Source organism: Pseudoalteromonas sp. G5_S1_14_S5, from assembly GCF_054968605.1.
On sequence record NZ_JBQKUM010000111.1, the window covers coordinates 1 to 10814 of the forward strand.

Sequence of the window (10814 nt, forward strand, 5' to 3'; positions counted from 1 at the left end):
CTCTAAGACATGATGATGTGTATTAACCACATATACTAGGGGGTAGTATTTTATACTCAGGGGGAGTATGGTTTTTTTCATACACTATCTCACAAACCAAGGCTTAAGAGTTTCCATATGAAAGATGTTAAAGGTGTTTTCCGCAACCTAGAGAAGATGCTGAGAAAAGCAAACTGGTTCGAGGATGGTTGGGAGATCTATAACCGTGGAGAGTACCTTCAGTTATATAAAGAGACTTGGTTCAACCAAAAACAGGGCGGTATCCACTTTGAGACCTTTATCGAAGGGCCCCAGATTAAGCAAAAGGCCTTTCCTGTTTGCATGCATGCGGAAGAAGACTGTCCTTCCCAAGCAGAATTTATACGCCAGTTTAAAGCACTAGAAAAAGATCGCATTGAAAGTTGGAAAGGCTATAAAACCCAAGATAACAGTTACGGGATTTGCCAGAGAACCCTCCCCCTAAACTTTAAAAACCTAGAACAGCGTTTGTTCGAGGAATTCAACCGGCTGCGCTCACTTGAAGCCAGTGTAGAGAAAGTACTAGATAGGCTCTAATATGAAAAAACAGAAAAGCCCTTGTATTGATATGTGCGATTTTTCACACAGTAAAGGGTGGTGTTTAGGCTGTGGTAGAACACGAGATGAGTGTAAGGCTTGGAAATCAATGAAGCCTTACGCTGTTAATGTTCTCAAGAAAGAGCTAGTAAAAAGAAAGGATCAAATGAACCGCTAAACCAAGCGCTATTTGATGTATGAATCCAATACTTTCAGCACCACTTCCATATCTTCTTCACGCTGAACTTTGTCATCTTCTAGTACCACATGTTCTAGAAGATGACCTTTAATGACCTCCCTCATCAAGCCATTCACTGCGCCACGAATCGCTGCGATTTGCTGCAGTACGTCTTGGCACTTTTGCTCGTCATTATCGAGCATCTTTTTCAAACCATTGACCTGGCCTTGTATTTTACTAACTCGGGCCTTTAGTTTTTTCTGATCTTTGGCGGTATGTGACATAACTTAGGTACTCAGGTAATTAAAAACAAGCGGTTAACCTGTAATGTAGCACTTTAGCAGTACTGGGGGGTAGTTTTTCAGTACCCGCTATACGCCTTCTAGGCAAGAGTAAGGTTCGAATGGCCTACTGCTTTGTTTTCGCACGCTGCTGCAAATGCTTTATAAAGGCGCGAACCTTTTTCGCTATATGTTTTCTGGAAGCATAAAATGCATATAGAACTAAGTCTGCAGGCTGATATTCGAGCTCCACAATTTCTAGTTCACCAGCTTCAACCTCTTCACGGCAAAGCTCAGCTGGTAATATCGCAAAGCCTAAGCCGGCCAATGCTCCTGCCTTGGCAAGCTGACCACTGTTAACCTTAAATGCTGATTTGACTCGCTGCGTTACCCATTCACCCTGATCGTCTGTAAATATCCAAGGTGTACCGTTCAGTGCGGTAAAACTACTGATACAAGGCACATGTTTTAAATCTGTAATCTGAAACGGTTTTGAGCAGCTTTGAAGTAGTTTAGGTGAGGCAACGACAACACTTGGCCAACGTTGGATTTCTTTAGCGATCCAGCTGTTGTCTTCTAACTTTCCTCGATGAAAACTGACAATAACGTCAAAGCCATCGATCAAGTCCTCTTTTGGACTAATGCTGGTATCACAACAAAGTGATATCGAAGGGTACTGGTTGCAAAAGGCAATAACAGCTTGAGCTAATTCGGCAGAGTCCGGCATTAAGATGTTTAATTGTCCCTGCACCTCTTGAGAGTGTTGTGTGACCTCTTCTATCGCCTGATTGAGTTTATCCAACAAGGGCTGCGTACGCTGATAAAGATGCTCGCCAGCTTCTGTTGGAGCGATACGACGCGTGCTTCTCACAAACAGTCTTACATCTAGTTGTTGCTCTAACAACGCGATATGTCGGCTAACATTTGAAGTCGGTAAACACAGAAACTCTGCCGCTCTTTTGAAGCTATTGTTCTCATAGACACAATGAAAACTCTTTAGCCATTGCTGATCAATTTTATCCAGCATATCCCCTCCCACACAATCCCATATTATTGGATTATAAAGCCAAATATCGACACTTTATTACCAAAAACAGGCTTATACAATATTCATCACTCGAACAATGGGAATAAAGGTTATCCATGAGCTGGCTAGAAAAAATATTAAATAAGAACAACTTAAAACGTAATCGTAAAGTATCAATCCCAGAAGGAGTCTGGATCAGCTGCCCTTCTTGTACCCAAACCTTGTACCATATCGCCCTCAAGGAAAACCTACAGGTATGTCCAAAATGTGGGCATCACATGCGAATGACAGCACGTATTCGTTTAGATACATTTCTAGATAACAGCGAGCGAGCGGAGTTAGGTACTGAATATCTACCAATAGATCTGCTCAGCTTTAAAGACAACAAACGCTATACCGAGCGACTGGTCTCTGCACAACAAAGTACAGGTGAGAAAGATGCACTAGTCGTGATGAAGGGCGAGCTGCTTGGAATGCCAGTTGTCGCATGTGCTTTCGAGTTTGCTTTTATGGCAGGGTCAATGGGATCCGTTGTAGGCGCTCGATTTGTCGATGCAGTCAATAAAGCAATTGAATCAAACTGCGCACTGGTATGTTTTTCAGCGTGCGGGGGCGCGCGCATGCAAGAGTCACTCATGGCATTGATGCAAATGGCGAAAACCAGCGCTGCGCTCAAACGATTGTCTGAAGCTAAACTGCCCTATATCTCGGTACTCACCGACCAAACCTTTGGCGGTGTCTCAGCCAGTTTAGCAATGCTGGGTGATATCAATATCGGTGAGCCTAGAGCGAGAATCGGTTTCGCGGGTCGAAGAGTCATTGAGCAAACGGTACGGGAAAAGCTACCTGAAGGTTTTCAACAGAGTGAATTCTTACTCGAACATGGTGCTTTAGACATGATTGTAGATAGGCGTGACATGCGTAAAAAAGTGGCAAGACTTATAGCCATGATGACCAATACCAACCATCAAAAAGCATGAGCTGAAGGTACAACTTGGCGATGTCGACGTTTATCTATCTCTGTAATGATATGCCAATGAACGCTCGTTAACTCGGATATACGCTTGATGGGAAGAAGAGGCAGTCGTTGTTCTATATAGCTTTTTAGGCGCTTCGTTATACGAGCATAAGGCTCCAAACAAGATAAAGCCTCTGTTTTTATGCCGCATTCACGGCACTTAATCCTTCGACTTTGCACGAAAAGTTCAACAGGAACACCGAGCAACAAGGCTTCTTTTACATGACGCCATTGATACTCATGGGTAGCCTAGGCCTCGAGACCACAAGAGCATTTCGCCTCAGAGTTAGGTTTAAGAGTTAGGGTAATAAGTGAGGCTGTCTGGTGAGACTTTACTATTTTAAAGCCTTCCCAGAATGAAGATAGGAAAGTATGATTCGGCATGAAAACGGTAGTTTGTGTATGATTTTTGTTTGGCGACTAAACCATATCACTTACTACCGTTTTTGTTTTTAGTTCCCGTTAATCCGCGATGAACCTTTTTATTGTTACGCTCAGAAGAGCCATCAACACCGAAGGCGATACCGATGGCACTTTCTGCACAGTGACAAATCTTGTAGTACCAGGCTTAAAGGGTATTGATACAAGTCGGGTGATTTAGTTCATTAACCCTGCTTCTTTATAGTATTTCACTGCCCCCGGATGAAGAGGCGCAGACAGGCCGTCTTTGATCATTTCTTCTTTTTTCAGATTCGCGAAAGCAGGGTGAAGGCGCTTAAAGTCATCAAAGTTTTCAAACACAGACTTAACAATAGCATAGGCGACATCATCGGGTACGTTAGTAGATGTAACAAATGTTGCGCCCACTCCAAACGTCTCTACGTCGTTCGGGTTCCCATTGTACATCCCCCCCGGAACCGTTGCCTTACGGTAGAAGCTATTATCTTCAACCAATTTATCAACAACGGGCCCGCTTACCGACACAATGCGACTATCACAAGATGTCGTCGCTTCCTTGATCGCTCCGCTTGGGTGACCAACGGTATATATCATCGCGTCAATTTTGTTATCACACAATGCTTTGGACTGCTCTGACGCTTTAAGCTCAGAAGTAAGCTTGAATACGCCATCATCCCATTTATATTGGTCCATTAACACTTCCATCGTACCTCGCTGGCCTGAACCAGGATTACCTATATTGACTCTCTTACCTTTAAGATCTTCGAAGCCCTTGATACCAGAGTCGGCACGCGCTACAACAGTGAACGGTTCGGGGTGAACCGAAAATAATGCTCTAAGATCTTTATAGGGACCAGCGTCGACAAACTTACTGGTACCATTGTAAGCGTGATATTGCCAGTCTGACTGCGCAATGCCCAAGTCCAATTCGCCAGCTCGAATAGTGTTGATGTTATAAATCGAACCACCGGTACTTTCTACCGAGCAACGCACACCAAATTCAGATCGGTTCTTGTTCACTAGGCGACAAATAGCACCACCAGTTGGATAATAAACCCCCGTGACACCGCCAGTGCCGATAGTCACAAATCGCTCTTCTGCCTGCGCGAGCGTCGCGCCTCCCATCATGAGACACGCGGCAGTCACCGTTAGCATAGTTCTAAGTTTGATCATGGTTATTCCTTCCTGTCGTAGAGTAAATAAACCAGTAAACTCCGCCATTACTGGTAATTGAGAAGACTGCTTCTAAACTTTTGTCCACTCATTAACTCAATATTGAGTGTCTCGGACGGGTAACAGAGTTGGCTCACGAAAGTAGCATTGCTTTTAGCAATAGCGCCCTGATTGTCATAATGATTATTTTCAAAGCCAACTCGAACGTCAGCCTCATAAGCATAGCAGCCGTCAAGCAATTGTGTTCAAATTGACCAAACTCACACACCGCCCACGGTGGCAAAGTTCAAATAATCGACAATTAAGAAACGGGACAAGGTCGTGAGGACTTGCTCTGATGTATATTGTCTAAGAACCAGCAATAAGTGATAAACATAATCAGGCAGGATATTTTGCTCGACGAGTCTGAAATATCTTTCCAGCTGATCTGAGCTGTAAAGAACGTACTGAGAGACAATGCCTTGCTGGTGCAATATGATGAGTTGTGAAAAGCAACGGTCGTAACGGTTCTCGCCGCCACTCATTGCCTACAAAAGCGGGGGCGCCTAATGTGTTTCAATGGTAACTTTGTCGACGGGCAATAACCTCAGTTTTGGACAACATACCACGCTCAACATAATACTGGCTTGCCATCTTAAGCGCGGCTTCCACAACTTCTGAACCACCGCTGACAAAGTACACGTGCTGCAAAGAGTATAGAGCTAGCGGCACGATTCGTTCTGATAACTTTTTACTGCTTTCGCTAGTGAAAAAACCTGTATGAGCATAGAGAAAAACACCCTATCGACTCATACGTCTATAGGGTGCCCTTACTTACTACTTTAAACTTTAAATTTCTTTACTGACTAAGCTGCCCGAACTTAGGCAGACTCTTCACAAACCTTTGGTGTACGTCCATATAAGTTTGCATATAGATCTCGTCGATGTGCTCGTTACTTGGGAAGCTCGATGAGAAATCAACATGTTTGCGGTCAATCGATAACTTAGCGGCTTCGATTATGTGTGCAATGAACATGCGAGGATCTTCTAAACCAATCGAGATACGCATCGTCGTTGGCTTGATTCCCGCCTCATTGAGTGCCTCGTCGCTCAGTTCTGAGTGAGTGGTCAATGCAGGACACAGCGCCACTGTATTGGTTTGCCCAAGACTTACTTGCATACCGATAGCGGGTTCAAGCATGTCGAAGAACTGCTTAAATCCATCTCGATTGATTGGTGCTCGATTGCCATTCCCTTCCATATCGATAGTAAACAGTGCGGCTGGCAGTCCTAAGTACATGTTGTGCTGACAGTGTTCATAATTATCACTGTCTGGCAAAGCAGGACAAGACACATTAATGTCTGGGTGAGCATCAAAAATCTTCGCTAGAGTTAGCGTATTAATGGTTTTCTGCACCACACGCATCTCATAAGTTTTCATGCCATTGAGCACTTCAAACGCTTTGTCTGCATCTAAGAAGGCACCTTTAATGTAATACACATTCCAAAACAGGGTTTCATTCCAAGGAATCGTCACCCCATCACCATTGGGCTTGGTGAAAGTCACTTCCTCTCCTTTTGGCACAAACATGGTCTCGTTGCGCCCAATCACAACACCTGCTGTGGTGGTGCCAGATCCGGCCAGCTCTTTGGTATACGAGTGAATCACGTAATCCGGCCTTTCCATCACATCATCGCGTTTTAGTACTGGGTGTAACAGCGGCGTACCTACCGTCGAATCCACAATCACATCCCAACCACGAGAATGTGTCGCCTTACTAATGTTGGCGACATCTAACACGTAGCCATGTGGGTTACACGGTGACTCAAGATAGACATAGATCTTCTTACCTGCAGAGAGGCGATCAGCATACTTGTGTGCGACCTCATCAAGTCGAACCTCAAAATCATCACCGGAGTAACCATCCACCCACTCGACAGCGACATTGAGGTTCGAAGGTTTACCAAACCAATCTTCTAACAGCTGATAAGAACCGCCGTAGATGTTGCGTGAAGCCAAAACAATATCTTCATGACCTAGCAAGTGACTGAGTAAACCATCTATGGCCGCCATCCCCGAGTTAAAGTTCCAAGCAAGATACTCGTTGGCTCTCGATCCTGCTTCAAGATCAACCATATGGTTTGCCAAAGAGATTGAGGTTGGGTTCAGCAATCGAGAATAAATATCGTGAAGTGGCTCTTTACCGTTGAACGCATCTTCAATCCACTCAGTACAGGCAAACAGATAAGTCGCCGTGCGAGTAATCACCGGGCTGGCAGAAAAGATAGCCGCCACATTGTCGAAAATAGGATACGCCCCTTTTGAGGCGAAGTTACCATTGTTAGTCGCAATAGACTGGTAAGTCGCACGCATCGGGTTTTGCAGGTTATCGAGGATCTTAGCGATCTGGAACGACAAAAAGCGTTTGGCGTTAAACCAAGCGATACGGTCACTCTTATCCAGCTCTGAAAGGCCATCAACCGTCAAAGCCCAAAGATCGTGGGTCTTGGTATTGGCTGTATACAGTGTCGTCGCCAATTCCACCAGCGTGGTGCCGTAATCGCTGCTTGGATCAATACCAAAGTGTTTTGCTTGCTCAATGGCAAGGGCTTCTGCTTGTTCATGTTTGGTGGTTTTTCGCAGTGGGCTAAGTTGAGTTGAAGTATTCATAATTGCTAAGTCATTCCATCCTTGTTGTACCTCCTTTAATTTTAGTGTTATATAGATGTTAAATATTGCTATTTACGAAGTAAGACATACACTTTGAGCAATAATATTGCTGATTATAGTCTTATATTGATGGAGTATGCCAATGGATGAGATCGACAAAAAAATACTGGCTGAACTGCAAAGCAACGCACGACTCACCAATCAAGAGTTAGCCGACCGCGTCGCGCTCTCCCCCTCCCCTTGTCTACGCAGAGTTCGAGCACTAGAAAAGCAAGGGATCATTCGTGGCTATCACGCCAATGTCGACCAAGAAGCGTGCGGCCTGCCCGTAAACGTGTTTGTGTTGATAAAGCTTGAGAAGCCGACTGAAGATAACATGCGAGACTTTGAGCAGCACATTGAAGCGATTGATGAAGTGTTGGAGTGTTTTCTAATGACGGGGAATCACGACTACCTATTGCATGTGGTGAGTGAGTCTCTCAAAAGCTACGAGCAGTTTATTCGCCAGCAGTTAACTCGTCTGCCCAATATTGCTTCGATTGAATCCAGCTTCGCCTTTGGACAGGTAAAGACAAAAACCAAATTACCAGTAAGGTAAGTAAATCGACTTTTTCTGAAAACTGAGAGACCATTTAGCCGTTTGTTTGTGCGATTGCCACAAGTTGCATCACTTTGAGATCAATCTGTTCTACAACCTTTCTTACAAACTGGGTCCTTTCGCTCCCTGATAGCTCTAGTGCAGCAACCAGACTTGGGATAGCCCAATGGACTTAGCTAATTGGCAACCTGTACTTTGTGTTGCACTGATTGTGGGTGTATTCGTTCCACTATTAGAGGCGGGAATGGAGATGACGCGTGAGGGTAACACCACGCAATCGGCAGCGATTATTGTATTCTCATCAGCACTCGTAAATCCGGCATTTGGTTGGTCAATCACTATGCTACTAGACAATTTAGGATTGGTCGGCTGTAAAGAGCGTAGCAGTGAACTAAGTAAGATGAGCCGCTGGGTTCTTCCCGTTATTATGTTTGTTGTACTGACAAGCGTTATGGCGTCGGTCGCCTTCTACCAGGGATTCCAGCTATTATCTCAAGCTTTCATTAAGCTAGAGATAATAGCTAACCTCGATAGCAATACAAAGGCTTCGTATACATGCAGCCTTAATTTATTTATACATGAGTTACAATGTACATTAATGATACTCTTCACCCAACAGAGCTCTATCATACGTCTATCGAGTGTAACTAACACAAATCGCAGAGTCAGTGGTATATCGCTGACCTACTGCTACTTCAATGCTAATTATCTACATAGATTTTAATCGAGAGCCAAAATGCTGATATACATAGTCATTGTCGAAACCATCTACATTCTGACTCGAGAAAATCAGTGGTGTAGCACCTTGGTTTAATGCGACTTTCTGGGACTCCACAACTAACATGTTCATGATCATCATGCCCGCTATGCTAGAAAAAGCGCCCGTCACTTTTCCATTCACATTACATAGGCCATCACCAGGTGGAACCTGATTATCAATAACAACATCAGCAATATCCATCAACTTTAGACCAGAGCTATGGCGGCTTGGATATTTCGATGACTGTTCGATCGACGTTATCGCAATAACCTGATGCCCTTTAGATTTAGCAATTTGAGCGAACTCTATTGGGAGAGCATTCCGCCCTGAATTAGAAATGACCATCACTACATCATTAGCTGAAATATTCTGTTCATTCCAAATAACTTCAGCTAATCCTGGCAACTTTTCCATAGCCGAACCTCTGAGTGCACCATCATTGGTTAGTAGCACCGAGTCTAAGATAGCATTGACATTACCAAGGCCACCAGCTCGAATAAATCCCTCTAGACCAACCATATGCGAGTGGCCTGTCCCTAAGACTTGTATCATATTGTCGTTAACAATAGCTTGAGCGAATAACTCCGTTGCTTGAGATAACGCCTTTTGGTTAACCTCCGCAAGTGAGGTAAGCTTTGGTATTAAACGATTCAGGTATTCAGACATGCTTATGTTCTCCTATACTCTTTGACGATGATTCAAACATATCAGTCCCACCTTACATTAGTGATACTATTCCACTAAAAAGTGATACTTTTATTGATCATTGAACAATACGTGTCAATATGCGTTCACATAACCAATGATTTAAAACGGCTTGGAATGAAAGCAACAATACAGAAAGTACCTCAAAGGCATGGGTGGTCCTGGCGCTATAAAAAATTTGAAGAAGCCTTCAAACCGGAAAGTTGGCATGCTCATCAAGAATTTGAACTGGTTTTGCATCGCAACTTTCAAGGTAAATCGAGAATTGAAACCTTTGAAGGGCAGATAAAACACAACGAACTACTACTAATTGGCCCAGGCCTTGCCCATAGCTTCGAATCACGAGATTCAGATGAAAAGCACCCATGCGAAACTCATGTTATATGGTTCAGAGAGAAGTGGATCGGCCACCTCATGTACAGCAGTGCCGAGCTTCGACAGTTGGCCCCTATCATTCGCAATGCCAACAAAGGTATAAGATTTACAACACAAACAGCAGAGAAGGTTTACCAACACCTCAATAACTTTAGTGAACTATCCCCAATTGCGCAGCTTGCAGTCTTCATTCAGGTTTTGGGAGAACTGTGCTCTGATCAACATATTATCGAGCTACTTCCCTATTATTCGCGAGGAGAAAAAGCAAGGGCTAGTGATGATTTCAGCAAAATAGATAAGGTTTGCCAGTACATAGATCAGCACTATTCATCAGATATTACTTTGAAAAAGCTTGCCAATTACGTACATGTAAGTGAAAACACTGTACATCGTTGGTTCACACAACACTTTAACGAAAGTTACATCACCTATTTGACAAAGTTAAGGTTGAATCATGCTTCTCAATTGCTCACAACAACGTCGCAGCCCATTAACTTAATTGCAGAAAGAGTAGGCTATACTAATCGATCTAACTTTAATCGCCTGTTTAAAAAGTACAAAGGCATATCACCTTCAATGTACCGTCAGAAATTCAGATGAAAAATAGTTTATTCAAGTCTTGTCTGATTTACACGATATACTCCTGTCTATTTTGACACTACAGTCATCTCATAAGGGTTCATATAGAGTTATTTATCAACTCCGAGAACCCAATTTACTTTAGCGTAGAAAACGTGCTTTCCTTAGGCACGAAGAACACCGATTCTTGTTTACAGCATGCGTTATATGACAAGAGAAACGTGCTAAATCTAGAGATGCTTACCAAGAACATTCCAAGCCAGCTTACGAATTTATCTTCCTCGACTTACCTCCGCACTCCTAGCCCCAACTTCTTCATGTCATAGTTAATCTAATAGATAAAAAGCTCTAAATATCTGGACACACTTTTATTCACAGAACTTGTTGATGTTGAATATGTCATTAACTACCATCATTCGAATACTTAATGACCACACAGGACGTAAATATGGCTTCATTTAAATTTTATATGAAAGATATAACGTCAACACATTTAGATGTACATAGTGACTCATT

The 10814-nt window shown here is 43.4% G+C and carries 12 protein-coding genes and 2 pseudogenes; 6 read left to right on the forward strand and 8 right to left on the reverse strand.

Annotation, left to right across the window (positions count from 1 at the left end):
- Positions 1-117: 117 nt before the first annotated feature.
- Together ACTRWI_RS21040 and ACTRWI_RS21045 are read left to right on the forward strand one after the other, a co-directional pair.
- Complete coding sequence (locus ACTRWI_RS21040) at positions 118-555, forward strand: hypothetical protein (protein ID WP_008223720.1); 438 nt, start codon at positions 118-120, stop codon at positions 553-555.
- A 1-nt stretch (position 556) separates the two neighbouring features.
- On the forward strand, positions 557-733 hold the full coding sequence (locus ACTRWI_RS21045) for a DUF1289 domain-containing protein (protein ID WP_499133685.1): 177 nt from the start codon (positions 557-559) through the stop codon (positions 731-733).
- An 8-nt stretch (positions 734-741) separates the two neighbouring features.
- Here the strand turns inward: ACTRWI_RS21045 and rcnR are convergent, their stop codons facing one another.
- Complete coding sequence (gene rcnR, locus ACTRWI_RS21050; protein ID WP_499133686.1) at positions 742-1017, reverse strand: Ni(II)/Co(II)-binding transcriptional repressor RcnR; 276 nt, start codon at positions 1015-1017, stop codon at positions 742-744.
- A gap of 124 nt (positions 1018-1141) precedes the next feature.
- Positions 1142-2041: a LysR family transcriptional regulator gene (locus tag ACTRWI_RS21055; RefSeq protein WP_499133687.1), complete on the reverse strand. Its 900-nt coding sequence runs from the start codon at positions 2039-2041 to the stop codon at positions 1142-1144.
- Between the two features lie 116 nt (positions 2042-2157).
- Between ACTRWI_RS21055 and accD the strand changes: the two genes are divergently transcribed.
- The gene (accD, locus tag ACTRWI_RS21060) at positions 2158-3021 is read left to right on the forward strand and encodes an acetyl-CoA carboxylase, carboxyltransferase subunit beta (protein WP_499133688.1); all 864 of its coding nucleotides are present in this window, start codon (positions 2158-2160) and stop codon (positions 3019-3021) included.
- Here accD and ACTRWI_RS21065 read toward each other — a convergent pair.
- From ACTRWI_RS21065 to ACTRWI_RS21085, 5 genes and pseudogenes are all read right to left on the reverse strand, one after another.
- On the reverse strand, positions 3009-3239 hold the full coding sequence (locus tag ACTRWI_RS21065) for a helix-turn-helix domain-containing protein (RefSeq protein ID WP_499133695.1): 231 nt from the start codon (positions 3237-3239) through the stop codon (positions 3009-3011). The genes accD and ACTRWI_RS21065 overlap by 13 nt on opposite strands.
- Before the next feature lie 417 nt (positions 3240-3656).
- Complete coding sequence (locus ACTRWI_RS21070; RefSeq protein ID WP_499133689.1) at positions 3657-4631, reverse strand: TAXI family TRAP transporter solute-binding subunit; 975 nt, start codon at positions 4629-4631, stop codon at positions 3657-3659.
- Between the two features lie 47 nt (positions 4632-4678).
- Positions 4679-4870 (reverse strand): 3-keto-5-aminohexanoate cleavage protein, encoded by a 192-nt coding sequence (locus tag ACTRWI_RS21075; RefSeq protein ID WP_499133690.1) that lies wholly within the window; start codon positions 4868-4870, stop codon positions 4679-4681.
- A 316-nt stretch (positions 4871-5186) separates the two neighbouring features.
- Positions 5187-5378: pseudogene (locus ACTRWI_RS21080) on the reverse strand (aminotransferase class III-fold pyridoxal phosphate-dependent enzyme); the annotation flags it as partial.
- A 91-nt stretch (positions 5379-5469) separates the two neighbouring features.
- Complete coding sequence (locus ACTRWI_RS21085) at positions 5470-7281, reverse strand: aminotransferase class I/II-fold pyridoxal phosphate-dependent enzyme (RefSeq protein ID WP_499133691.1); 1812 nt, start codon at positions 7279-7281, stop codon at positions 5470-5472.
- 142 nt (positions 7282-7423) lie between these two features.
- On the opposite strand from ACTRWI_RS21085, the gene ACTRWI_RS21090 reads away from it, so the two are divergent.
- Together ACTRWI_RS21090 and ACTRWI_RS21095 are read left to right on the forward strand one after the other, a co-directional pair.
- Positions 7424-7879: an Lrp/AsnC family transcriptional regulator gene (locus ACTRWI_RS21090; RefSeq protein WP_499133692.1), complete on the forward strand. Its 456-nt coding sequence runs from the start codon at positions 7424-7426 to the stop codon at positions 7877-7879.
- A gap of 154 nt (positions 7880-8033) precedes the next feature.
- A pseudogene (locus ACTRWI_RS21095) lies at positions 8034-8386 on the forward strand (DUF3360 family protein); the annotation flags it as partial.
- A gap of 202 nt (positions 8387-8588) precedes the next feature.
- On the opposite strand, the gene ACTRWI_RS21100 reads toward ACTRWI_RS21095, so the two are convergent.
- Entirely contained in the window at positions 8589-9305 is a 717-nt protein-coding gene (locus ACTRWI_RS21100; protein WP_499133693.1) for a sugar isomerase domain-containing protein, read from the reverse strand.
- A gap of 156 nt (positions 9306-9461) precedes the next feature.
- Between ACTRWI_RS21100 and ACTRWI_RS21105 the strand changes: the two genes are divergently transcribed.
- Positions 9462-10319, forward strand: a complete 858-nt coding sequence (locus ACTRWI_RS21105; protein ID WP_499133694.1) for a helix-turn-helix domain-containing protein — start codon at positions 9462-9464, stop codon at positions 10317-10319.
- Positions 10320-10814 lie beyond the last annotated feature (495 nt).